The 23,313-nt window shown below is 33.2% G+C and carries 23 protein-coding genes, 1 pseudogene and 1 riboswitch; of the genes and pseudogenes, 4 read left to right on the top strand and 20 right to left on the bottom strand.

What is annotated here, in order from left to right:
- Nucleotides 1-3: 3 nt before the first annotated feature.
- From AC2A1D_RS04090 to AC2A1D_RS04010, 17 genes are all read right to left on the bottom strand, one after another.
- Complete coding sequence (locus AC2A1D_RS04090) at nt 4-1,566, bottom strand: amidohydrolase family protein (RefSeq protein ID WP_484042387.1); 1,563 nt, start codon at nt 1,564-1,566, stop codon at nt 4-6.
- Nucleotides 1,567-1,693: 127 nt separating this feature from the next.
- Nucleotides 1,694-2,308 (bottom strand): PH domain-containing protein, encoded by a 615-nt coding sequence (locus tag AC2A1D_RS04085; RefSeq protein ID WP_484042386.1) that lies wholly within the window; start codon nt 2,306-2,308, stop codon nt 1,694-1,696.
- A gap of 135 nt (nt 2,309-2,443) precedes the next feature.
- Nucleotides 2,444-3,832 (bottom strand): dihydrolipoyl dehydrogenase, encoded by a 1,389-nt coding sequence (lpdA, locus tag AC2A1D_RS04080; protein WP_484042385.1) that lies wholly within the window; start codon nt 3,830-3,832, stop codon nt 2,444-2,446.
- A 215-nt stretch (nt 3,833-4,047) separates the two neighbouring features.
- The gene (locus tag AC2A1D_RS04075) at nt 4,048-4,320 is read right to left on the bottom strand and encodes a hypothetical protein (RefSeq protein ID WP_484042384.1); all 273 of its coding nucleotides are present in this window, start codon (nt 4,318-4,320) and stop codon (nt 4,048-4,050) included.
- Between the two features lie 139 nt (nt 4,321-4,459).
- Nucleotides 4,460-7,123 (bottom strand): glycoside hydrolase family 3 N-terminal domain-containing protein, encoded by a 2,664-nt coding sequence (locus AC2A1D_RS04070; protein ID WP_484042383.1) that lies wholly within the window; start codon nt 7,121-7,123, stop codon nt 4,460-4,462.
- 254 nt (nt 7,124-7,377) lie between these two features.
- A complete protein-coding gene (locus AC2A1D_RS04065) occupies nt 7,378-8,820 on the bottom strand; it encodes an alpha-L-fucosidase (protein WP_484042382.1) in 1,443 nt (480 codons plus the stop codon).
- Between the two features lie 743 nt (nt 8,821-9,563).
- Entirely contained in the window at nt 9,564-9,764 is a 201-nt protein-coding gene (locus AC2A1D_RS04060) for a DUF1731 domain-containing protein (protein ID WP_484042381.1), read from the bottom strand.
- Between the two features lie 12 nt (nt 9,765-9,776).
- Entirely contained in the window at nt 9,777-10,457 is a 681-nt protein-coding gene (locus AC2A1D_RS04055) for a TIGR01777 family oxidoreductase (RefSeq protein ID WP_484042380.1), read from the bottom strand.
- 49 nt (nt 10,458-10,506) lie between these two features.
- Nucleotides 10,507-10,983 carry an SRPBCC family protein gene (locus AC2A1D_RS04050; RefSeq protein ID WP_484042379.1) on the bottom strand — a complete coding sequence of 159 codons (477 nt, stop codon included), beginning with the start codon at nt 10,981-10,983 and terminating at the stop codon, nt 10,507-10,509.
- 18 nt (nt 10,984-11,001) lie between these two features.
- Nucleotides 11,002-11,814 (bottom strand): DCC1-like thiol-disulfide oxidoreductase family protein, encoded by an 813-nt coding sequence (locus AC2A1D_RS04045; protein WP_484042378.1) that lies wholly within the window; start codon nt 11,812-11,814, stop codon nt 11,002-11,004.
- Nucleotides 11,811-12,188 carry a hypothetical protein gene (locus AC2A1D_RS04040; protein WP_484042377.1) on the bottom strand — a complete coding sequence of 126 codons (378 nt, stop codon included), beginning with the start codon at nt 12,186-12,188 and terminating at the stop codon, nt 11,811-11,813. Before AC2A1D_RS04040 ends, AC2A1D_RS04045 begins: the two co-directional genes overlap by 4 nt.
- Nucleotides 12,189-12,264: 76 nt before the next feature.
- Entirely contained in the window at nt 12,265-12,666 is a 402-nt protein-coding gene (locus tag AC2A1D_RS04035) for a hypothetical protein (RefSeq protein ID WP_484042376.1), read from the bottom strand.
- 7 nt (nt 12,667-12,673) lie between these two features.
- Nucleotides 12,674-13,018: a hypothetical protein gene (locus tag AC2A1D_RS04030; protein ID WP_484042375.1), complete on the bottom strand. Its 345-nt coding sequence runs from the start codon at nt 13,016-13,018 to the stop codon at nt 12,674-12,676.
- A 71-nt stretch (nt 13,019-13,089) separates the two neighbouring features.
- Entirely contained in the window at nt 13,090-13,593 is a 504-nt protein-coding gene (locus AC2A1D_RS04025) for a GbsR/MarR family transcriptional regulator (protein ID WP_484042374.1), read from the bottom strand.
- A gap of 136 nt (nt 13,594-13,729) precedes the next feature.
- Nucleotides 13,730-16,237 (bottom strand): vWA domain-containing protein, encoded by a 2,508-nt coding sequence (locus tag AC2A1D_RS04020; RefSeq protein WP_484042373.1) that lies wholly within the window; start codon nt 16,235-16,237, stop codon nt 13,730-13,732.
- 12 nt (nt 16,238-16,249) lie between these two features.
- On the bottom strand, nt 16,250-16,762 hold the full coding sequence (locus AC2A1D_RS04015) for an RNA polymerase sigma factor (protein WP_484042372.1): 513 nt from the start codon (nt 16,760-16,762) through the stop codon (nt 16,250-16,252).
- A gap of 202 nt (nt 16,763-16,964) precedes the next feature.
- Nucleotides 16,965-17,321, bottom strand: a complete 357-nt coding sequence (locus AC2A1D_RS04010) for a hypothetical protein (protein WP_484042371.1) — start codon at nt 17,319-17,321, stop codon at nt 16,965-16,967.
- Between the two features lie 224 nt (nt 17,322-17,545).
- On the opposite strand from AC2A1D_RS04010, the gene AC2A1D_RS04005 reads away from it, so the two are divergent.
- Nucleotides 17,546-17,860 (top strand): winged helix-turn-helix transcriptional regulator, encoded by a 315-nt coding sequence (locus AC2A1D_RS04005; RefSeq protein ID WP_484042370.1) that lies wholly within the window; start codon nt 17,546-17,548, stop codon nt 17,858-17,860.
- Between the two features lie 91 nt (nt 17,861-17,951).
- On the opposite strand, the gene AC2A1D_RS04000 is transcribed toward AC2A1D_RS04005, so the two are convergent.
- The 3 genes and pseudogenes from AC2A1D_RS04000 to namA all read right to left on the bottom strand — a co-directional run bounded on the left by AC2A1D_RS04000 (nt 17,952) and on the right by namA (nt 19,649).
- The gene (locus tag AC2A1D_RS04000; protein ID WP_484042369.1) at nt 17,952-18,284 is read right to left on the bottom strand and encodes a CCC motif membrane protein; all 333 of its coding nucleotides are present in this window, start codon (nt 18,282-18,284) and stop codon (nt 17,952-17,954) included.
- Nucleotides 18,285-18,303: 19 nt separating this feature from the next.
- Entirely contained in the window at nt 18,304-18,588 is a 285-nt protein-coding gene (locus AC2A1D_RS03995) for a DUF2752 domain-containing protein (protein WP_484042368.1), read from the bottom strand.
- Between the two features lie 15 nt (nt 18,589-18,603).
- Nucleotides 18,604-19,649: pseudogene (gene namA, locus AC2A1D_RS03990) on the bottom strand (NADPH dehydrogenase NamA).
- A gap of 202 nt (nt 19,650-19,851) precedes the next feature.
- Between namA and cdd the strand changes: the two are divergent.
- From cdd to AC2A1D_RS03975, 3 genes are all read left to right on the top strand, one after another.
- The gene (gene cdd / locus AC2A1D_RS03985) at nt 19,852-20,334 is read left to right on the top strand and encodes a cytidine deaminase (protein ID WP_484042367.1); all 483 of its coding nucleotides are present in this window, start codon (nt 19,852-19,854) and stop codon (nt 20,332-20,334) included.
- Between the two features lie 59 nt (nt 20,335-20,393).
- On the top strand, nt 20,394-20,999 hold the full coding sequence (locus AC2A1D_RS03980; protein WP_484042366.1) for a hypothetical protein: 606 nt from the start codon (nt 20,394-20,396) through the stop codon (nt 20,997-20,999).
- 220 nt (nt 21,000-21,219) lie between these two features.
- Nucleotides 21,220-21,396, top strand: a riboswitch (cobalamin riboswitch).
- A gap of 29 nt (nt 21,397-21,425) precedes the next feature.
- Nucleotides 21,426-23,258, top strand: coding sequence for a TonB-dependent receptor plug domain-containing protein (locus AC2A1D_RS03975; protein WP_484042365.1), 1,833 nt, complete (start codon nt 21,426-21,428; stop codon nt 23,256-23,258).
- The last annotated feature ends 55 nt before the right edge of the window (nt 23,259-23,313 follow it).

Genomic DNA, 23,313 nt, shown 5'->3' with positions numbered 1-23,313 from the left:
ATTTTAAAACCTAGATTTAATAAATTTTAAACCATTATTGTAAAAGAAATCTTCGGCGAAAACATCAATATCCAATTCATCTGCCCATTTTTTTGAGTCTTTAAGGTCTTTTAAGAAAAATTTCAAGTTGAGTTTTATGTAAGACTTCACATCTTCCATGCGCTGAACTGTGGGCATATTCAAAAAAGGATTGATAAGTCCGTCATAATCTGTTCCGATACAAATCTGTTTTTGAGCGGTTTTCACGGAAATTCCGTTGTCTCTACACACCTGAAAATAGTGTTTGATATGATTTAGCAAATGGTCATAAAAATACTCATTTCTTAAGGGAATATTCGTTTGAGATTCTAATAATTCTTGCATCGAAAGACAATTTTCGTCATCAATTTTCTGTCCTATCGCAGAGTTTTTAATTGCTAAAGCTTCCCATTCAGTTTTAGAGAAAAACTCTTTATCTACAATTCTTTCGCCATCAGAAATTCCTGTTGGGTCTGTATCGTTCGGGTCTACGTAGCCTAAAATTCTTCTGTCTAGAGAAACTCCAATCATTCCGCCGTTTTTTACAATCCAAACAATTTCTTCATCAAAAAGATTAATGGTTGAAGCATTAAAAGTTGGAAAACCAGGTCTTCTAGGATTACTTTTGGTATTAAAAGGCTTTGTTATTTCTGTATAAATTGCGCCGGATGCAGGTTTTTTAAGCTGAATATGTCCTGCCCAATCTTTAAAAGAAAGTCCAGTAAAACCGGCATGAGTACATACTAAAGGTTGAATATTTTTAAACTTTTTGCCATCAATTTCAGTCATTAAATCTTTTCGAGATTTATAACTCATGTGTTTTACATCGATACAAATTTTCCTATCAAACAATCCTTGTGCAACTTTTCTGCCGTCATTTTGCATTCCGTTTCCTTGTGGAACAAAAAGATTGGCGTCGGCAATCTGCATTCCAAAAGCGTGATTACATAAACTTGATTGCTGAATATGCGTAAGATTTACCGAAAGTACAGGAGCATTAGCTAAGATTTTATCAAGATTTCCCAAGATTTCTTCTGGAGAATATTTCTGCTTATCATCAACAAAATTAATAGAATTTACTAAGGAATGACAACCTTCAACTGTGAAGAAAATATTGACTTTATTCTTCGGTAAAGGCTTGCTGAAGCTGTCTTTTGTTAAAACATTAAAAGAAGAAGATTTCAAAAAATTATTAAGCGTGCGATTCATCAAAAAATCTGAAAAATATCTGCATTTATTGCTTACAATATCTTTTAAAAGAGTTTCAGAAAGTTTAAACTGAGCCGATGGTTTCAAGAAATTCCTTAGCGGAATTACCGAAGCCGCAATATTTTTTTCAACACTATACAAAACTGCGCCTACAATAACTTCATCGTTAAATTCTGCCAATTGTGCTTGATGAGTTTGCGTTTCGATAATATTGGGTAAATCGCTGCACAACTTTGGAATAGTCGCAACGTCAGTACGTGAAATGAAGGAATCCAAATTGGGTACGTCATTAAAAAGCTGCTTTAAAACAGGGTGACAATGAAAATCAAAATATTTCATACTATTAGTTTTTGCCTGTCTTAAAGTTACAAAGTAAAGTGCATTGCCACATTACACTTTTGGGTTATTTTGAAAAATAAAAACCACAGACAAATATCTGTGGTCTTCTTATATAAAAATACTATTTTTAGTTATTGATATACTTTTCAAAAATAGATGAGAAATCTTTTTGATTGTATTTTTCATAATTGTGGGTATTCCATTCGAAAATATACTCATTAATAGATTTTAACTCCTGGCTTTTCGAAACATTTTCTTGCTTTCCAGATGCGACGCTCGAAACGGCTTTCTGTAAACTGTCGTTCGAAAAATTCAACAAAGAATGATTATGATGAACTACTTGCTGAATTGCCAGAAGTGCTTTATATAAATCTTTCAATTGATCGATTTGCCCTTTCGCAACGCTAATCATTAATGGAACGTTTCCGATATTAAAGGAAATTTCAACATCTAAATCGATGGTTCCTGCAGTCTGCAGAGCAATATTTGAGAAAGGAAATTGATAATACTCATACCTTTTCAACACTCTCTTTTTATCTAAAGCGCTCGCTCCGTCGATATGAATTAAGGCTCTATTGGTAAAGCAATATTCGTCTCTTTTAGATTTAACTAAAAAGAAAATCTTTTCATTATCTTCCGATAGGATATAATCATCAGAATCTACTTTATCATAATCTTGTGGCGGTATAATTTTACCAATATCTCCCAATCCTAAAGCTTCTGCAGCTAATTTTTTAAACATAATTTTTATTATTTGTAACTTATTAGTGATTAAAAATAAGAAAATAACTAAAATAAAATCTAAAAATTTTACAGAAAAATAAAAACCACAGACAAAGATCTGTGGTTTTGAATATTTAAATTTATTAATCTAAAATTAAATGTGAATAACTTCACCATAAGCAGCAGCAGCAGCTTCCATAATCGCTTCTGAAACTGTTGGGTGTGGGTGAATAGATTTGATAATCTCGTGACCCGTAGTTTCTAGTTTTCTAGCAACAACTGCTTCAGCAACCATGTCTGTAACACCATCACCAATCATGTGGCAACCTAACCATTCACCATATTTAGCATCGAAAATTACTTTGATGAAACCATCTGTATTTCCGTTTGCTGTAGCTTTTCCACTTGCAGAAAGAGGGAATTTACCAACTTTCAATTCGTACCCTTTTTCTTTTGCTTGCTTTTCTGTAAGACCAACAGAAGCTATTTCTGGGTGACAGTAAGTACATCCTGGAATATTACCATAGTCGATTTTCTCAACATGCATTCCTTTGATTTTTTCTACACAAGTAATACCTTCAGCAGAAGCAACGTGTGCCAAAGCTTGAGTTGGAATAATATCTCCAATTGCATAATAACCAGGAACTGAAGTTTCGTACCATTCGTTTACTAAAACTCTTCCTTTATCTGTTTGGATACCAACTTCTTCAAGACCGATGTTTTCGATGTTTGCAGCAATACCAACCGCAGAAAGTAAAATATCAGCTTCTAGAGTGATGTTTCCGTTTGCAGTTTTTACGTTTGCTTTTACACCGTTTCCAGTAGTATCAACGCTTTCTACAGAAGCGTTTGTCATGATATCAATTCCTGATTTTTTCAAAGATTTCTCTAAGTGTTTAGAGATTTCTTCGTCTTCTACAGGTACAATGTTTGGTAAGAATTCTACGATAGTAACCTTTGTTCCCATTGTGTTATAGAAATCAGCAAACTCTACTCCGATTGCTCCAGAACCTACAACAATCATAGATTTTGGTTGCTCAGGAAGAGACAATGCTTGTCTGTACCCGATTACTTTTTTACCATCTTGTGGCAAGTTTGGCAACTCTCTAGAGCGAGCTCCTGTCGCCAAAATAATATGAGTACCAGTATATTCAGTTACTTTTCCTTCTTTATCTGTAACAGAAACTTTTTTTCCTTTCTGTACTTTAGCCGTTCCTAAAATAACGTCAATTTTGTTCTTTTTCATTAAGAACTCAATCCCTTTGCTCATTTTAGCAGCTACTCCACGGCTTCTTTGAATTACGTTTGGAAACTCAAAACTAGCTTCTACTTTATTTAATCCATAATCTTCAGCGTGGTTAATATAATTGAAAACCTGAGCAGATTTTAATAGAGCTTTTGTAGGAATACAACCCCAGTTAAGGCAAATTCCTCCTAAGTTTTCTTTTTCGATAATTGCAGTTTTGAAACCCAATTGTGCTGCTCTAATTGCAGTAACATATCCACCAGGACCACTCCCGATAACAATAATATCGTAATTCATTAGTTTAAAATTTTATGCGAATTTAAGGAAAAATATTGGATGTTCAGCGTTTTAGAGAATTCACATTACAATACATAGCAATCGGATTTTTGTTTAATTTTAAATAAAAAAGAGAACACAAAACGCGTTCTCTTTCAATAAAAATTATCTTCGTTTACAAAATTCGTAAAACAATATATTTATAGAAATTTTCGATTTTTAATAATCTTTTCCCATTATCTTGTTGCTCTAAGCAATTTTTTCTCTGCAGCGTATCTTTCATTCAATGCACGAAGTTGGTCTTGCTTCATTTTTTTGGTAGCAAGAGGGTGATTCAAGATTAATTTTTTCTCGGTTTTGTATTTTTCATCCAATTCCTGAGATTTTTTATTGTACAACTCTGTTTTGGAAGGATGTGGCGGCGCCGGTGGCGGAGGTGGAAGTCGCTGTGCTAAAACTGCTGAAGAAAATCCAAATAAAAGAATGGTTGATATAACTAACTTTTTCATAATTTTTACTTTTGTGAATGAAACTTTTGGTTTAAATTCCACTCTTGTTCACAGCAAATATTACAGATATTATACCAAAACTGAAATTACCATCAAACAACTATTCTCATAACACACTGAAAATCTTTAAAAATCAATATTACTCCACCTCAATATTTTCCTTTAGCGGAAGGTTTTTAGAAGAATTTCCTACGAAAATTCTGTATGTTCCTTTTTCTACAATCCAGTTCATTTTCTCGTCTAAAAACTGCAATTCTTTTACTGGAACTTCAATTAAAATTTCTTTCGATTCGCCAGGTTTTAAAAACACTTTTTGAATGCCTTTCAACTCGATAATCGGTCTTGAAACTGAAGCCAAAACATCTTTTACATACAACTGAACCACTTCGCTTCCCGCTTTGGAACCCGTGTTTTTCACTGTTGCTTTAACTACAATAGTTTCGTTTTCTTTAAATTTTGTCTGATTAAGTTTTAAATCTGAAATTTCAAAAGTTGTGTAACTCATTCCAAAACCAAAAGGATATAATGGTTCACCGCTCAAATCATGATAATCGTTTCCTCTTCCTGTTGGATGATGGTTGTACGATAAAGGCAACTGCCCTTCTTCAATCGGGAACGTAATCGGCAATTTCCCTGAAGGATTTTCAGCCCCGAAAAGCACCTTTGCAACAGCATTTCCACCTTCTTCTCCAGGATACCAAACGTCTAAAATAGCACCAACTTCATCTTTCCAATCTGTTGTTTTTATCGCAGAACCACCCACCAAAACAACCGTTGTCGGTTTCTTTAATTTTGAAACTTCTTGTATAAAATTTTCCTGATTTCCGGGAAGACTTAATGACGAACGGTCTTGAAATTCACCTTCATGAATTCCCGCCGTAACAATTATGTAATCTGCATTTTGAGCCATTTTCAAAGCTTCATCAAAGTCTTTTTGATAATCGTTAAGTCCGTAATTCCAAATCAATTCGATGTTGGCTTCTCCTCTATTCTCGTGAAATTCAATCGTAATATCATAGATTTTGCCTTTTTCAAAATCCACAGCAATCGTTTTTGTAGAATAACTCAGTTTTTCCCAATTGTCGATTACTAATTTTCCATTCACAAAAAGTCTGAAACCATCATTTCCTCGTAAACCCAATTGATATTTTCCTGAATTTGGCGCAGAAAGTTTTCCTGTCCAGCGAACGCTGTAATTGTCGGGCTGTAGTTTTTCCGGATTTGGCGAATATAAAGTCCATTTGAAATTGATTTGTTCGTCTTGCTTTTCAAAGGCTGGATTTCCTTTCAAGTCGGAATTGGAGAAATATTTTCCTTTCAATCCTTTTTGATTTTCGAAAGACAAAAACTCAGTTGGAACGGTGGTAAATTCCTTTAAATTCCAATCAATTCCTTTTGAATACGTTATATCAATGTTTTTATTTTGAACGAAATTTCTAATTCCCTCCAAAATACTTACTTTTTTATTTCCCGGCCCCGAATAACCGCCCAATCTCGCATCAACCGCATCAGTTCCAACCACCAAAATCTTCTTCACATTCTCAGAAATCGGAAGTATTTGATGCTTATTTTGAAGCAAAACAAACGATTCTATCGCTGCTTTTTCTGCTATTGGTTTATGATTTAGCTTTTTTAAAGTTTCAATATCTTTCGTAGAAACGTAAGGGTTTTCAAACAAACCCAGTTCAAATTTTGCACGTAAAACTCTTGCGACCGCATCATCGATTCTTTCCTTTGAAATTCTTCCATCCAAAAACGGAGGAATAAACAATTGATAATGTTTGTATTCTGTCTGGAAAATCACATCGAGCCCTGCGTTTATCGCTTGTGCAGAAGCGTCATCATAATCTTTTGCTGTAAAATGCAACACATTCGCGCCTCCAACTGCACTCGCATCACTGATTACAAATCCTTTAAAATTCCATTCATTTTTTAATTTATCTGTTAATAACCAATAATTTGCTGTAGAAGGTCTTCCATCCAACAAATTATAAGACGTCATTACCGAACGACTTTTCCCTTGGTTAAAAGCTTTTTGAAACGGAATTAAATGCGTTTCTTCCAAATATCTTCTGCTCCAATGAATAGGGTAAGAATCTCTTCCGCCCTCTCCAACATTGGCTAAAAAATGTTTCGGAGTGGTAATAATTCCTTGATTTTCAAAAGAACTTACAAAATTAACGCCCATCAACGAAGTTAAAAACGGGTCTTCGCCATACGTTTCCTCGGTTCTCCCCCATCGAACATCGCTTGCTAAATTGACAACCGGAGTTAAAATCTGTCGAATTCCTCTCAGTTTCGATTCTTTAGCTATCGCTGTTGAAACTTCTTTCATCAACTCAGGATTAAATGTTGCCGACAAAGCAATTGCTTGTGGAAAAGCAGTTGAACCTTCTCGCATTAATCCGTGTAAAGCCTCATCAAAAGGGATAATTGGAATTCCCAAACGAGATTCTTCCACAAAATATTTTTGTATCGCGTTAATTTTTTTTGCCAACCTTTCAGCATCTTCATTGGCATTGTAGTTCAACATTTGTCCTGCAGCACCGCCTCCCTGATTTCCTGCACTTACCTGCAAACCAAAAATTCCGTGTGAATATTGACCTTTCGGAACATTATCCAAATCACTAGGAATCATAAAGCATTGCCAGAATTTTTCTTCTGGCGTCATTCGTTTTAATAAATCCTGAACTCTGGCTTCTATAGGTTGTTTTGAGTCTTTATATAATGGTTTTTGAGCGGTAATACATGTTACGCTCAATAATGAAATTACTGTAATTTTAAATCGAAGTTTAAAATGCATTGCGATAGTTTTATTTTTAATTGTATTTTCTTTTTTCCTTGATGAAAAAAGAAACAAAAAAATCAAGACTTGGAACTCTCTGCTAAAAATAAAATCTGTAAACTTAAAATTCTAAACTCGCGCGAATTGAATATTACTTTTTTCGCACGTAATTTTTGCCTCGCTCAGACAGTAGAATTTTCTTGACGTTCACAGATTTTATTTTCTTAACGCTCCGATTTCCTAGGTCGTTTTTAGAATATTTTTAAATTCAACTATTGTGAAATCTGGATAACGGTTGAATATTTTAATTGGGTTCTTTCTGTAGGTAAAGTGAGTTCAATTGAATTTCCTGTTTTTTTCCATTTAATTTTTTGAGATAATCCTAAAACTTTTAAAGACTTAGGTTTGAAATTTTCTGGAATAATAAAACTTAATGTTGATGGTGATTCGTAGTTCTTATTTTCTTCTAAATGAAAGACATTCAACGTTTTTTGGTCTTTAGATTGAGTGTAGTAAAAATCACCATCATGATAAGGTGCAACTGCTCTTGTCGCAAAAACCGCAGATTGATTTTGAGCCATCCAAGCGGAAATTTCACTTAATCTTTCGTACACAATTGCATCATAATCACCATTTGGACCAGGAGCGATATTCATGAGATAATTTCCGCCTCTGGAAATGATTTTCACCAAAGTTTCAATGATTTTTTGAGAAGATTTATAATTATCATTCGGAACATACGAAAACGAATCTCCCATCGTAATGCAACTTTCCCAAGGAATGGAAAGCGCGTGTTCCGGAACGGCTTGTTCGGGAGTTACATAATTTTCCCATTTTCCAGGAACTGTACGGTCTACAATGATAATTCCGGGTTGATTTTTTCTTGCCATCGTCCCGATTTTGTCCATATCAATATCCTGTTCAACTTTAATCGTTTTTTGCCATTCAACGTTTGGGTCAATCGTATGAAACGGACGAACCCAACCTCCATCTAACCAAAGAATATCGATTTTACCATAGTTTGAAGTAATTTCATTCAACTGATTAAAGGTGAAATTTTTGAAATTATTCCATCTTTCCGGGTATTTTTTAGGGTCGTAATTTACGTTTCTGTCTTTCGGCGGAAAATACGGCCACCAATAATCGTCTGAATGCCAATCTGGTTTCGAAAAATAAGCCCCAATTTTAAAACCATCTTTTCTAAACGTGTTAAAAACCTCTTTCACCACATCTGCTTTTGGATTTTTGGAAAAAGGCGTTTTAGAAGATGTTATTTTATAATCAGACTGTTGTGTATCAAACATTGCAAAACCGTCGTGATGTTTTGTTGTAAAAACCACATATTTCATTCCTGCTTTTTTGGCTGCATTTGCCCATTTTTGCGGATTAAATTGTGTAGGATTGAATGTTGTTTGAAGATTTTCGTAATTTTTCACGTATTCATCATACGTTTTGCCATGTTCTGCCTTTCTTTGTGTCCACGATTCGTCTTCCGGACAAAGGCTCCAGCTTTCAACAATTCCCCACTGACTGTACGTTCCCCAATGCATGAACAGTCCAAATTTCAAATCTTGCCACTCTTCAAGGTTTTGAATAACAAGCGGGTCAGTTGGTTTTTGATAGCCGTCGGAAACGTTATGAGCCTGTGAAAAAAAAGTAGCGGAAGTAAGTAATGCGGAAAGAAAAAAGGTTTTCGTTTTTGTTTTGATGAACATTGACATTTAGTTTTTGCTAAATTAATACTTAACCATTAGTTTTACCATAAAAGTCACAAAAGATTTTTTGGAAATACTTTGAAGCTTAAAAATGTACTTTGAAAAGTTCAAATAAGAGTTGGGGTTATTTGAAATTAATAATGTGACGGCTTAGTTTTACCACAAAAGTCACAAAAGATTTTTTGAAAATACTTAGAAGCTTAATTCTTCCCTTTGAAAAGTTCAAAAAAGTCTTGAAAAATAATATACGATGACTCAATTATAACACATAAGTCACAAAGTTTTAGTATTAAATCTTTGAAAATATTTTAGTGCACATCAGTTTGAAAATCAAAGATTTTCTTTGAACGAATGGAAAGTTGCATTTGATTTCCAACAAGCTAATTTTGGTTAAATATAAATTGTATTTAAAAACAAACACTCCTGTTTAGACTTTCTGTAAATTGTATTTAATTGCAAACACCCCTGTTTGGATATTATGTAAATTGTATTTGAGTACAAACACCCCTGTTTGGACTTTCTGTAAATTGTATTTAATTGCAAACACCCCTGTTTAGACTTTCTGTAAATTGTATTTAATTACAAACACCCCGGTTTGGACTTTCTGTAAATTGTATTTAATTACAAACACCCCTGTTTGGATATTATGTAAATTGTATTTGAGAACAAACACATGTGTTTTAATTAAATGTAAAAATATTTACGTACAACTTAAAGCAATAACTGTAATGAGCGGTATACTGTTAAAGTAAATCTTCAAAAGCCTTTTCTACAGTTGGGTACATAAATTCAAAATCATTTTTGATAAGTTTTTCAGGGTAGACATTTCTACTTTTTAATAATAATTCTGTTTCGGTTTTTAAAAAGATAGAAGCAACTTCGAGTTGCCAAACAGGCGCATTTAATCCGAAAGGAATTTTCATTTTCTTTCTTAAACTTCGCATAAAATCTACATTTTATAAAGGATTTGGAGCCGTGATGTTAATTTCACCCGTAATATTCTCTTGTTTAATGATAAAATCTATCGCATTGCAAAAATCATTAATATGAATCCAGCTAATTTTTTGATTTCCTCTTCCTTGTTTTCCGCCTAAACCGAGATTAGTCAGCATTTTCAATTTAGGAAAAGCACCGCCATTCTTTCCCAAAACGATGGATGTTCTTAAAGCAATTTTTCTTACGTTTTTAGTTTTTTCTTTGAAAAATTCTTGTTCCCAACTTTTACAGATATTCATAGAAAAATCGTCGCCGATAATTCCGTTTTCTTCTGTGTTTAAATGAGTTTCTGAATGTGTATAAATAGTTGCCGAACTCGCATTCAACCAAATTTTAGGTTTATTTACACATTGATTTATGGCTTTTTGAAGAACTTTTGTACTTTCAATTCTTGAAGAATATATTTCGTTTTTATTTTTTTCTGTATAAAGGCAATCCACCGATTTTCCGGCAAGATTGATGAGCACATCTGCATTTTCCAGACTTATTTTCCAATCTCCTAAAGATTTTGCATCCCAAATAATTTCGTTGTTACGTTTTGGATTTCGGGTTAAAATGGTGACTTGGTTTCCTTTTTCTATGAAATATTTTTCGAGATTCGTTCCGAGAAAACCTGTTCCGGCAGCGATGATGATTTTCATTTTGATGATTTTTTGTTTGTTTTTTTTGATAGGACTTTCATCCTATCCTTTAGTAAATCGTCACTTCGTGACTCATTATATGTTCTGCTGTCTCTTTTATCAATTGATTTCGTTCTAAAAGGAAGCTTTTCATGTAATTTTTAAGATACATGATGTTGAAAAATTTTCCGATGATACCGAAAGGAGATTCAAATTCAAAAACATCGGTCATGATTGTGTTTTTACCTTCTTGTTTAAACAAATGTTGATGTTTCATCGATTTAAAAGCACCTTTCAACATGATGTCTGTAAATTCATTTGGCTTTTCCATACTCATAATTTTTGTGGTTAACGTTTGTACGACTCCCAAATGTTTCGCTTTCCACGTAACAGTTTCGCCCACTTCAATTAATCCTGAAGTTCTTCCAGCAATGGCTTTTTCGCCTGTTTTTAAAGTTGATTTTTGATGTAAATCGATATCTCTCGCCAAATCAAAAACGGTTTGAATATCGGATTCAATTTTTGTATTTAAAATTATTTTAGACATTTTTTTGATTTGAAATTTTTATCGACTCCACAGAATTAAAATTACCAAAACCGTCATTCTAAACATCATCCATGAAATCGTTGGAAAAAGATTTAGTTTTAAAATTTTGCATCTCCTCAAATGTTCTAAAAACATGATAAATACTACAATTCCGAAGTAAATTCGGTTGAAAAGAACAGTAAAATCAAATATAAAAACTGGAATGAGAAGCAAAGTTCCTATCAAAGAAACCGTCATCATATTTCCAAGATAATCCCACAATTTTTCATTTAAATAAAGACTAAGAAACAACGTTTGCCAAAGAATTTGTCCTAAACAAATCGCCAATTCTCTTGTATAATTTTGTTGCAATCCGAAGCCTAATTTTGAAGTAAATGCACTCAAAACATAAGACGACGCGAAAACGACAAAACCGAAATATAAAAGTCTGTATTTCAGATTAAAATCTGGAACGCAAGATTGCTCTTGGTAATCTTTTTCCGAAGGAACAATTTGTTTTCTGTTGTAGGAAACGAAGGAATACAGCTTCTTGAAAAACCAATACAAAGGCTGAATTCTCGCTATTTTTTCTAACACTGGAAACGAGTTTCCAATAATCAACAACAAAGAATCTAAGCCATAAACTACGGTATTTTTGTTGTGATTCACCAAAGCGATTTCGTTTTTAGCACGATTGAAATCGATTAGATTTTTGTTATTTTCAGACAGTTCGCTGAACGCCTCTCTTCCCGATTCATCAAGCATTCCGCATTTTGTAAAACCTTTAGAATAGATGTTACACATTGGGCATTCGTTGTCGTAAATGAGGGTGTGATTTTTGAGGGTTTTCATGGTAAATTATTTTGAGATTTATACAATTTATAAGTATCAACCACATATAAAACAGCCAAAACCGGGCTGTAAAAAACTGAAGCGATTAAAATAAAACCAAAAACATCTGTTATCGAAGTATTATTATTGAGTCCTATTATGAATATCCAGGAAATCCATACCGGAATAATAAAAACAGCATAAACATTATACATCCATGTTTTTTTTGAAATTTGAAAAGCTCGTATAGAAAAGCTTATCAGTTGAGGAATTCCAACGATGAAATAAAAAAGTATAAATCCAAAATCTAAAAAACATCCAATTATGGCTGATATAATGCCTGCAATCAGAAAAAAAATCTGAAGATAATAGTCTACTTTCAAAAAAGTTTTCATAATTCACATTTATAATTTTAAAAAATCTCCTCTTGTTCTTTTGTTTTGAAATTTGAAAGCGAAAAACATCCAAATTTTAAATAGTAGACTCTTCATTTTCTGTTATTTTATCTTTGTTTAACGCATGTTTACGACCTTTTAGGAATAATAAAAGATTCAAAAGCATCATCACGCCTAAATAAATGGAAAAACCTCCAATCTTTTTGCTAAGCGCAACCACTAATCTTTCCACGGTTTCAATTTGAAAAAACTCAATGATACAAAGTGCAAAACCAATGTTTAAAAGGTAAAAGCCAATCTTGAACAACGCATTGGTTGCCATTGCTACATCTTGCTTTTGATGAAAAATATCGAGCATAAATGTTTTTGAATTTTTAAATAAAAACTGTGAAACCAACACAGTAAGCGTGATAACGATAGGCAAATAAATCATATACGCTGAGAAATTGTACGTTTGGGTAAGGATAGTTGCAGTCATGATATTTTTATTTTATAGTTAATTTTTTTCTTAAAACATAAAGCATGGTAATGTTGATAAAATGTAACGCGCAGAGAATTAAAGCGATAATCCCAATGCGGCTTGAAACAGTGTTGATAAGCTCTTCCAACGTTGAAATTTTGTTCCAAAAACTCAGATTAATTGCGATGTAGCCTAAATTGACCAAATAATAACTTTTCAGTAAAATTTTGTTGACTGTAAGGCAAAAATCTTTGTCTTTGATTAAATATTCCAAATACACTTTTCCAGCATTGAAACATCTTCTTCCCACATCAATTGTGATGTAAAAACTAATGACTAGAAAAATGAGGTATGAAAGAATATTGAACATTTTATAAATATTATATTTTCAATAATTTTTGAAAGTTTATCTGAAATAAAAAAGGATTTTGAAGTCCTTTCCTATTTTAATAAATTGGTAATTTTCCCGACTAACCAATGGTCGTCACTCTTTATTGCCAAATCCATTATATTGTTAATTTTTCCTGTTACCGAGCTGAAATCATTCATTAATTTGATGAATTCCTGGGCTTCTTCTGAATCTTTATCTTCGATATTTTTCAGTTCCTCCAAAAAAGAAATAACAGGTTCAATCTCTCTTTTTCTTCTTTCTTTTGTAATTTGTTTGAATAAAAACCACACATCTTTCTCCGCCACAAAATATTCTTTACGGTCGCCTTTTACAAGTTCTTTCCTCACAATTCCCCAATCCATTAAGGCTCGAAGGTTCATATTCGCATTTCCTCTAGAAATTTCCAAATTCTGCATCACCTCATCAGTAGAAAGCGGTTTTCCTTCCGCCAAAAGTAAAGCATGCACTTGCGCCATGGTTCGATTAATTCCCCAATTGGTAGCAAATGTTCCCCAAGTTTGAATATATTTTTCTTTTGCTTCTGAAAGTTGCATTTTCTTTTCTTTTTAAATTTCTAATACAAATGTAATTATAATTTTTGAATTTTCAATAATTATTGAAAGTTTATTTTTTTAAAAAGAACAGACATCATTAGAATGTCTGTTCTTTAGATTTAAAATTTTCAAAAATTTATTCCCCTTTTATTATTGTTTGATACGCTTCTACCAATCGTACAAACTCGGCTCTGTACCCTTCTGAATCGTTGAATTTACCTTTTTTAGCGAGTTTTTCAACATTTTTGAGGTCTTTATCCGTAATCAGTTTTGAATTTCTCAACACCAAACCAAACCATGCAACCGAAGAAGCAAATTTAAAATCTTCACTTGCAGAATTCAGCGAAACATCAGTATTTTTAACGACCTGAACCATTTCTGTACTTTTATCGCCATCTGGCTTTTTATAACGGAACTTCACCGTTGCCAATTCGTCTCCAAAATTTGAATTTGATGTAGAATTGCTGTATTTCAGCTCTGTTTCGTTAGGCAAAAACTCAGATTTTACATCGGCTGGAATAATTTCATACAAAGCCGTCACAGTATGTCCGCTTCCTAATTCTCCTGCATCAATTGCATCGTTGGTAAAGTCTTCATTTTTCAATTTTCGGTTTTCGTAGCCAATTAATCGATACGATTTTACAAATTCAGGATTAAATTCAATCTGAATTTTCACATCTTTCGCAATGGCGTATAGAGTTCCAGAAAATTCTTTTCCGAGAAATTTATTTGCTTCCTGCAGATTATCGATGTAAGCATAATTTCCGTTGCCTTTATCTGCTAAAGTTTCCATGCGGTTGTCTTTAAAATTGCCCATTCCGAATCCTAAGCAAGTTAAAAAAACGCCCGATTTTCTTTTCTCTTCAATTAAAGTTTGTAAATCTCCCGTTGAAGAAGTTCCAACATTAAAATCTCCATCGGTTGCGATAATCACACGATTGTTTCCGCCTTTTACGAAGTTTTCCTGAGCCATTTTGTACGCCAACTCAATTCCTGCCCCACCGGCTGTACTTCCGCCTGCTTGAAGTTTGTCTAAAGCGTCAATAATTTTCGATTTTTCTTTCGCGGAAGTCATCGGTAAAACCATTCCTGCATTTCCTGCATACACCACAATTCCTACTTTATCTTGCGGTCTTAGCTGGTCTAGCAATACTTTGAAAGACGATTTTAGCAATGGTAATTTGTTTTGTGCTTCCATCGAACCTGAAACATCAATCAAAAAAACCAAGTTGGAAGTCGGCAATTTTTCCATCGGAATATTTTTTCCCTGCAAACCAATTTTCAGAAGTTTGTGTTTAGAATTCCAAGGCGAATCGCTGTATTCCGTGTTGATTGAAAACGGTTGGTCGTTTTTCGGTTGCGGATAAGAATATTTAAAATAATTAATCATTTCTTCAATTCTTACCGCATTTTTATCTACAATTTCTCCATTATTAATCATTCTTCTCACGTTAGAATAGGCTGCATTATCCACATCAATCGAAAAGGTAGAAACTGACTGATTTTTAGTTAACTCAAAAGGATTTTCCACGAAAGCATCATATTCTTCGTTATTCATTTTCTCAAGTTGCTTTGCTTTTTTGATGCTGTCTTGAGCTTTTTGAAGTTTTTCTAATGCTTTTCTTTCTTTTCTGGAAAGTTTTTTGGTCTTAACAATAATTACACCGTTACTCGCTCTGCTTCCGTAAAGAGCAGTTGCAGAAGCATCTCTTAAAACCTCAACACTTTCAATTTTCTTAGGATTTAATTTCTGAATTTGTTCATAACTTTTAGGAACGCCATCAATAATATACAAAGGTTGATTATTTCCAGATAATGATCTTGAACCTCGAATGGTAATGTTTTGGCTTGCTCCAGGCTGAATTTGAACACCAGCAACACTTCCTTGCAAAGCTAACATTGCATTATTATTTTGGCTAAATTCATTTTTTAAATTAGTAGTTGGAGCATTATTTTGATAATCTCCCTTTGCGATTTGAGGAGAAGAATTTACAGTATTTGAATTTTGGGAAAGAGCTTTCTTTCTTATTGTTTGCGTAGAACCAGTAAGTTCCGATTTTCTTTGTATTCCTAAAGCACCTGTGATTACCACTTCACCTACATGAGTTGGAGTATCTTCTTTATCTAAAACTCCATCGCCATCAGGTTCTAAATAACCGATATTATCGGGTTTTGTAGGTGTAGGAGTTTTATCTGAAGAAATAGAATTTAAATTTTCAAAAACAATTGATGGTGCTTTCTTGCCAACAGAAGAGGAATTTATATAAACCAAAACATCTTCATCTTTTTTTAAATCATGAGTATTTTTAATTTCCTTTTTAATATTCGATTGTATCGTACTATCAATTTGTGCTATATCTTGATGTGATGGTGTCTCTATAGGTTTTGCCTTTTGTACAATACTTGGAACGAACTTTTCTTCCGAATTTTTATTGATGAAGTAAAATGCTCCTAAACCAATAATTAAACTTGCCGCAATTCCGTAAGGAAGCCAAACAGGAAGAATTCTCTTTTTCTCTTCTTTTTGGTCGAGTTTTTCTTCAACTTTATCCCAAACTTTATCGAAACCAGGAAAAGTCGCAGGTTCTTCCATCGCTTGTGAAGCCTCACTGAATTTTTTATCTATATCGTGATTGTTTTCCATTTTTTAAAAGTTTTAAATGTTTTGATTTACCAAAAGTTCCTGAAGTTTTTTCCTCGCAAAATTGAGTTGCGATTTAGAAGTTCCTTCACTTATCGAGAGCATCGTTGCAATCTCTTTATGAGGATATCCTTCAATGGCAAAAAGATTGAAAATCGCGCGGCAACCTTCCGGAAGGAAGTTGAGAAGTTTCAGAATGTCTTTTTCAAAAGAAATATTTTCTGTTTCAGCAGATTCTACAAGGTTTTCATCTAAAGAAAGGTGAAGAGATTCTTGGGTTCTTAACTTTTGAAGACACTCATTTACCGCAATTTTCTTTGCCCATGCTTCAAAAATTGAATAATCTTTGAGCTGATCGAGCTTGGTGAAAATTTTGTAGAAAGTATCAGCAAGAGCTTCCTCAACATCTTCCTCGTTTTTCAGGTAGCGTTTGCAAACCGAGAAGAGTTTTCCCGCCATTTTTTCGTAAACTTTCCGCTGTGCGTTGCGGTTGTTCCGTTGGCATGCTATAAGTAATTCGTATTCCATAGTCTGGCTTTATACCTTTATAGATGCAGGAATTTTGAAAAAGGTTGGAAACATGTAAAACTTTTTCTAAAAATAAGAAGCTTTCACATGGTAATGAAATTATTTTTTAGAAAATCATTATTTTATTAAAATTGATTTTTTGAAATCAAAATACTAAATAAATAGAAGTTTGAGGTGTAAAGTTTCGTTTTTTTTTCGAGTATTAATTTAAAAACTCTGTTCCGGGAATTCTGACACAGTATTCAGTTCCCAAAAAGTTGGGATCGCCATATTTTTCAGACCAAAAACCTTCTAAAATGTCTTTAGTTAAACATTTATAAACAGCGACACCTTTATAAACCTCATCATTTTCTCCTTCATAATAGAAGTTGATGACCAAAATTTGATCTTTGTAAAAACCAGTTCCGTTTTGGAGATGATCACCAATCATCCATTGTGCGACAATACGATTATTTTCATCCAAAGACAAGGTTAAAATTCCATGATAAGTAACTTCATCACTTTCCACCTGATTGCTTCCTTGAACAGAAAAATTCCCCACCAAATCATGTATTGTCATAAGATTGAATTTTAAAGAATACAAATATAAAAATTTGGCACCTCGAAAAACATGCATCTTTCCAGTAAAAAAGCAGTAAAAAACATTCAACAAACTACTGATCAACAAATAATTAAATAAAAACCAACGAACTGCTGATTTATTTTTTGTTAAAAAAAACGTAACATTTTAACAAAAATTAGTACTTTTAGCATAACAACTAAAAACTAAAACTAATTTGTATTATGACAAAAAACGAGTTAATGGCATTCAGCTGTCCGCTCGGTAAAGCCATGGTCGCAATCGGCAGCAAATGGAAACCCATTATTATTTTGGTAATAAGAGATAGAAAGCTCAGATTCGGAGAATTAGCCTTAAAAATTACAGTTATATCCAGAAAAGTTTTAACCGACCAACTTAGAGAAATGGAAAATGATGGTCTTTTAATAAGAGAAGAATTTAAAGAAATTCCTCCAAGGGTAGAATATTCTCTTACAGAAAAAGGTATCGCTTTAATCCCCATTTTTTCACAGCTTCAGGAGTGGGAGCACAAATTTTAAATTACAACCGAAAAAAAAGGAATTCATCTAAAAAAAAATTTTTAAAAAAAAGACCGCCTCGAAAAGCGGTCTTTTTGTATATTTTAAAGTACTAATTTCCTTGAAAATCTCTGATTCTTTCTTGCATTAATTCCGGATCAGTCAATGCATCGAAACCAATAAGTGTAATAATGAAAATCATATATGCTATCCAAAGTACACTGAGTACAAGACCAATAATCGCAAGAATTCTTCCTGTATTCAAATTGCTATAATTTGAGTAGAGAGAAGGGTTTGCCATGTATAATTTTTTGTCTTTAGCATATAAAATTAATGCAATAATACCACATATAATACCTGGAAGGCCATAACAAATGCAGGTTAATAAAGATAAAATCCCTAGAACTAAGACCGCCGTTGCATTCGGTAAACTTTGTTGATTCATAATTTTTTTTGTGTATAGTTTATATTCGTTTATAAAAATAAGAAATTACCATAATTAAAGCATTAATAATTGCTAAAATAACTAAAATATTTCCGTAATTCCTTTTTTTATCCACTAAAGTGAGAACTACTGTGGCAAAAAATAGCAAAAGCGTGTATATTGCCGGAAACATCTGGAAAGCTTCTACAAATCTTCCTTCAAAAACCATTACAAGTGCTCTTTGTGTTCCGCATCCGAAACATTCTATTCCCAAAAACTTTTTGCTGGGACATTGCAACATGTAATCTTCAATTTTCATGATCATGTAGAAATCGTTTTTTTATAATCTTGCTCTTAGATATTGATGCGGAAAGAAACAATCTTTGTTTGCCGCAAAAGAACTTTGCACTGCAATATAAGGATTTCTAAGAATCTCTCTTGCCACAAAAATAAGGTCTGCATCTTTCTGCTGCATAATATATTCTGCCTGTTCGGAAGTGGTGATTAAACCAACTGCACCTGTTTTTACGTCTGCTTCTTTCTTCACAGCTCCTGCAAGATGAACTTGGTACATTGGTTTTACCTCGATAGAAACTCCGTGAATATTTCCACCACTCGAAACGTCAATTAAATCTACATGATGGTCTTTCAAAATTTTGGATAATTGAATACTTTCCTCAATATCCCAACCATTTTCGGCATATTCTGTACCGGAAATTCTTACAAACAAAGCTACATTATCGTTGAGTTCTTCATTTACCGCATCTATAACTTCCAATAAAAATCTAATTCTATTTTCAAAACTACCTCCGTATTCGTCGGTTCTTACATTAGAAAGTGGTGATAAAAATTGATGCAATAAATACCCGTGCGCAGCATGAATTTCAATCACATCAAAACCTGCATTTACAGATCTTTTTGCTGCGTTTTTGAAGTTTTGAACCTGTTCTTTAATTTCTTCAACAGTTAAAACATGAGGAATTCTCTCCGTTGGATGATAAGGAATCGCGCTTGGCGCCAGAGTTTCCCAACCTTCTTCCAAAGAAATCTGTTTATTTTCCCAGGTCGAACCTTTTCTTCCCGCGTGCGCAAGCTGAATTCCAATCTTCATTCGCTGTTTTTATGTACAAAATCTACAATTTTCTTTAGTTCTTTTTCCTGCTCATCGTTCCAAATACCCATACAATAATTGGTAATTCTTCCTTTAGGTTCTACACCGGTTGCTTCTACGATAATTAAGCCCGTTCCGCCTTGAGCGCGACTTCCATAATGTACAAAATGAAAATCATTCGCCAAACCATCAGTTGAGCTATACATACACATCGGCGACATTACCCAGCGATTTTTTAGTTCCACATTTCTAAATGTGATAGGAGTATATAACATGAAATTTTTTGTTTTAAAAAATTAAAAATCTAATTCGTATTTAACCGTTTTTTATTAGCATTCTAAAATATTAAACAGCCCCTAAAAGTACAAAATCTTATGCCTAAAAAAACATCTTCGTAAAAAGTATCCTATTTATTCTTTGACAAATTTTGCAGAGAATAGAATTTGTTTTACATTTAACTCCTTTTATTAAATTTTAATGAAAAAAGACTTTCACATACATTTTGAGCACTTTACGCAAAAAAACGAACTCTCAGAAATAGAAAACTCACTCTATGAAGCAGCAAAATCTGCAAGAGAAAATGCTTACGCACCTTATTCTAATTTTTTAGTGGGATGTTCTGTCCTATTAGAAAACGGAGAAATATACAGCGGAAACAACCAGGAAAATGCTGCTTTTCCTTCCGGTCTTTGTGCGGAAAGAACTGCTATTTATTGGGTTGCAGCCAACTTCCCGAACGAGAAAATCAAAAAAATATTCGTGGTGGGTGGTCCGCGAGAGTTTTCAGAGAAAAACCCTCCTATTCCGCCGTGCGGAAACTGTCGCCAAAGTTTGATGGAATATGAAAGCAAACAAAACGAAAACATCGACATTTATTTCGCTAATCTTTTCGAAGAAGTATATAAAGTAAGTTCTGTGAAAGATTTACTGCCTTTCTATTTTGATGGAAGTTTTTTGTAGAAGATGAATCTCGTTGATAAAACATATTTCCGGAATATTGGTTAAAAAATTGCAATAAAATGAGCAATTTAGATAAAAGAGAACTTTTAAATAAGCTTATTAAAGTAGCGGAAATCTTCAAAACTGAAGATGATAATTATTTAATTTTATATCCGCATTTTTTAAAATATTTCGCTGATTTAGATGAAATAAAAGAACATCATTTAATAATAGGAATGAGTTTTACTTATTCTTGGATGCCTACAATTTTAAACTTCAAAACAGAAAAGGATAATAATTTAGAAACCAATATTAAAACAGTGTTAGACCTTTTAAATAAGGTTAAAAAAGAAAAAAATGTTAATATTCTTTTAAGTAATACTGAACTTGCAAAAATAAAAGAGCTTTTGAATAATTCATTAGTTGGAACTTCAAAATTATTACATTTTATAGCCCCTGAAAAATATGCAATTTGGGATAGTAAAGTTTTTTTTAATCTTTACAATGAACCTGCGCACAAATATAAATTAGAAAAAACAGAAGCTTACTTAGATTATCTTCAACTTCTAAAAGAACTTACTTTTAATGAAGATTTATTTCCCGAACTTTTTTCAATAATGAGAAAAAAATGTCCTGAAATCACGAAATTTCGTGCTTTAGAGCTCTCTATATTTAAATTAAAATAAATTCGCTACTTGATGACGCATTTTATATTCATCGGGTTTACCCGATGCTTTATGATGTCGCCACTTCGTGGCTTTCCGTTGTTTTAAAAAATAAAAAACTCAAAAAAACTATTTCAAAGCATAAATTTGTAAACTCGTGGCCTCAAAAAAAACATTTTTTTCACTTAGTCAATTGCTTTACAATGCTTTAACAAAAATTTAATCATAACATTTAAAAAACTATATTTGCAAAAATTTTGGTTTCCAACGTATTTGGAATGAAAAGGGAATTGGGTGTAACTCCCAAACTGTCCCCGCAACTGTAAATCGCGCAAATAATTTCTGTAAAAAACCACTGTGTAAACGGGAAGGTGCAGAAAGCGAAAGTCAGGAGACCTGCCAGAATTTTAAACCTCAAAAATTGCTTTCGGAGGAAAAGTGAATATTATGAATTTTAAAAGATTTTTAGTCTTTTGTTCTGTTTCGTGCAGCGTGAGCTTTTTATACGGACAGCAAAAAGACATCGACACCGTTTATGTTTTCGATAGCCAGCTGAATAAGGTTAAACTTTTTCATGAGCTTGCGACATTATCGCCACAAGACATTCAGAAAAACTCTTCTAATCTTTCAGAAGTTTTAAGATTTCAATCGCCTGTTTATATTAAAGAAAATGGTCGTGGTGCTGTTTCATCGCCTTCTTTTCGGGGAACAACGGCGCAGCAAACCGCTTTTGTTTGGAACGGAATCAATATTAATTCTACCTTTTTAGGACAAGGAGACGTAAACAACATCGCTATTTTTGGGTATGACCAAATTGATGTAAAAGCTGGCGGCGGAAGTGTAGTTTATGGAAGTGGCGCTATTGGAGGAAGCATTCATCTGAATAACGAACTCCGTTTTAATGAAGGTTTTAACGGAAGTTTTCACAGTGAAGTAGCGTCTTTCGACACGTATCAAAACAATCTGAAAATTGCGTACAGCAACGATAAATTCAGTTTTAAAGCATCTGGAAATTATTTCAACAGCGAAAACGATTACGAAGTTCCGGAAGAGCAATACATCAACCGAAACGGAAAGTATTACAACACTACGGCAAACATTGGTTTCAGTTATAAAGTTGCGCCTCATCAAAAAATCTCTTGGCAAAGTCAGTTTTACGATGCGTTGCAGAACTACCCTATTTTTACAGAAAACGGAAACCGTACCAAATACGCCGCACAAACGACTAGAAGTTTGCTCGTTTACGACATTACTAAATCTAAACTTTCAAACAGTTTAAAAGCAGCTTATACAGAAGAAAACTTCCAGTATTTTGGTGTTTATAATGCTCCAAAAACCAGTGGGGGAACAGGGAAAAACTATATTTTCAAAGACGATTTTAATTATTTCATTCTTCCAAAATTGAATTTCAATTTTATTGGTGAATTTCAAATTAATAAAGGAGAAGGATATGAATCCGGAATTAGCAATGTGAGCCGAAATATTGCTTCTACTTCAGGTTTGTTACGATATTTTGCGGATGAAAACCTCCGCCTGGAAGCCGGAATTAAAAAAGATTTTGTTGAAGACATCGAATCTCCTATTCTTTATTCCTTTTCTGGAAAATGGAACGTGGTAAAATGGTATTCTTTGGGCGTAAATTTCAGTAAAAACTTTAGATATCCATCGTTCAACGATTTGTATTGGAAACCTGGAGGAAATTTAGATTTAAAAGCAGAAACTTCGATACAAACTGACATTTCGAATGAGTTTTCGGCAGGAAAATTCAAAGTGAATTTGACTCCGTATTACATGAAAATTAAAGACATGATTCAGTGGATTCCTGGTTCTGAGGGATATTGGACACCAAGGAATGTGAGAAATGTAGAATCTTATGGTTTGGAATCTAAAATCAGTTTCGAACAACATTTTTCTGCAGACCATGCTTTAAAAATAAGTACAGGTTACAGCTACACAAAATCGGTAGATCTTGAAACGCAAAAACAATTGATGTACGTGCCTTTTCATAAGGTTTTTGGGAATGTAGATTATCAATATAAATTCTTAAAACTTTACGTGCAGGGAATGTTTAATGGTAAAACATTCACCACATCAGACGAAAATAATGCGTATAAAATTGACCCTTATTTTGTGTTAAATGCAGGACTTTCCAGCACGATTTTAAAGAAATACACTTTAGGTTTCAGAGTGAATAATATTACTGATGAAATCTATGAAACGATGGCGTATTATCCTTTACCAAAAAGGAATTACAGCATCTACGCAACTATTAAATTTTAATTCAAAAAATTATATGAAATCACTAAAACAAAAAACTTTTTTTTGAATGAGTGAT

The organism is Chryseobacterium sp. HNCC26DJ239, from assembly GCF_057180445.1.
The sequence above is the reverse complement of the archived record's forward strand: the minus strand, read 5'-3'. Positions and strand labels throughout refer to the sequence as shown.

Excerpts from the sequence above, each read along its gene's own strand:
- AC2A1D_RS03995 (WP_484042368.1), bottom strand. The coding sequence starts at position 18,588 with ATGATCATGAAAATTGAAGATTACATGTTGCAATGTCCCAGCAAAAAG.
- AC2A1D_RS04040 (WP_484042377.1), bottom strand. The coding sequence starts at position 12,188 with ATGAAAACTTTTTTGAAAGTAGACTATTATCTTCAGATTTTTTTTCTG.
- AC2A1D_RS04055 (WP_484042380.1), bottom strand. The coding sequence starts at position 10,457 with ATGAAAATCATCATCGCTGCCGGAACAGGTTTTCTCGGAACGAATCTC.
- AC2A1D_RS04005 (WP_484042370.1), top strand. The coding sequence starts at position 17,546 with ATGACAAAAAACGAGTTAATGGCATTCAGCTGTCCGCTCGGTAAAGCC.
- cdd (WP_484042367.1), top strand. The coding sequence starts at position 19,852 with ATGAAAAAAGACTTTCACATACATTTTGAGCACTTTACGCAAAAAAAC.
- AC2A1D_RS04075 (WP_484042384.1), bottom strand. The coding sequence starts at position 4,320 with ATGAAAAAGTTAGTTATATCAACCATTCTTTTATTTGGATTTTCTTCA.
- AC2A1D_RS04025 (WP_484042374.1), bottom strand. The coding sequence starts at position 13,593 with ATGCAACTTTCAGAAGCAAAAGAAAAATATATTCAAACTTGGGGAACA.
- AC2A1D_RS04015 (WP_484042372.1), bottom strand. The coding sequence starts at position 16,762 with ATGGAATACGAATTACTTATAGCATGCCAACGGAACAACCGCAACGCA.
- AC2A1D_RS04035 (WP_484042376.1), bottom strand. The coding sequence starts at position 12,666 with ATGACTGCAACTATCCTTACCCAAACGTACAATTTCTCAGCGTATATG.
- AC2A1D_RS04090 (WP_484042387.1), bottom strand. The coding sequence starts at position 1,566 with ATGAAATATTTTGATTTTCATTGTCACCCTGTTTTAAAGCAGCTTTTT.
- AC2A1D_RS04045 (WP_484042378.1), bottom strand. The coding sequence starts at position 11,814 with ATGAAAACCCTCAAAAATCACACCCTCATTTACGACAACGAATGCCCA.
- AC2A1D_RS03980 (WP_484042366.1), top strand. The coding sequence starts at position 20,394 with ATGAGCAATTTAGATAAAAGAGAACTTTTAAATAAGCTTATTAAAGTA.
- AC2A1D_RS04070 (WP_484042383.1), bottom strand. The coding sequence starts at position 7,123 with ATGCATTTTAAACTTCGATTTAAAATTACAGTAATTTCATTATTGAGC.
- AC2A1D_RS04085 (WP_484042386.1), bottom strand. The coding sequence starts at position 2,308 with ATGTTTAAAAAATTAGCTGCAGAAGCTTTAGGATTGGGAGATATTGGT.
- AC2A1D_RS04065 (WP_484042382.1), bottom strand. The coding sequence starts at position 8,820 with ATGTTCATCAAAACAAAAACGAAAACCTTTTTTCTTTCCGCATTACTT.
- AC2A1D_RS04000 (WP_484042369.1), bottom strand. The coding sequence starts at position 18,284 with ATGAATCAACAAAGTTTACCGAATGCAACGGCGGTCTTAGTTCTAGGG.
- AC2A1D_RS04050 (WP_484042379.1), bottom strand. The coding sequence starts at position 10,983 with ATGTCTAAAATAATTTTAAATACAAAAATTGAATCCGATATTCAAACC.
- lpdA (WP_484042385.1), bottom strand. The coding sequence starts at position 3,832 with ATGAATTACGATATTATTGTTATCGGGAGTGGTCCTGGTGGATATGTT.
- AC2A1D_RS04010 (WP_484042371.1), bottom strand. The coding sequence starts at position 17,321 with ATGACAATACATGATTTGGTGGGGAATTTTTCTGTTCAAGGAAGCAAT.
- AC2A1D_RS04030 (WP_484042375.1), bottom strand. The coding sequence starts at position 13,018 with ATGTTCAATATTCTTTCATACCTCATTTTTCTAGTCATTAGTTTTTAC.
- AC2A1D_RS03975 (WP_484042365.1), top strand. The coding sequence starts at position 21,426 with ATGAATTTTAAAAGATTTTTAGTCTTTTGTTCTGTTTCGTGCAGCGTG.
- AC2A1D_RS04020 (WP_484042373.1), bottom strand. The coding sequence starts at position 16,237 with ATGGAAAACAATCACGATATAGATAAAAAATTCAGTGAGGCTTCACAA.
- AC2A1D_RS04060 (WP_484042381.1), bottom strand. The coding sequence starts at position 9,764 with ATGCGAAGTTTAAGAAAGAAAATGAAAATTCCTTTCGGATTAAATGCG.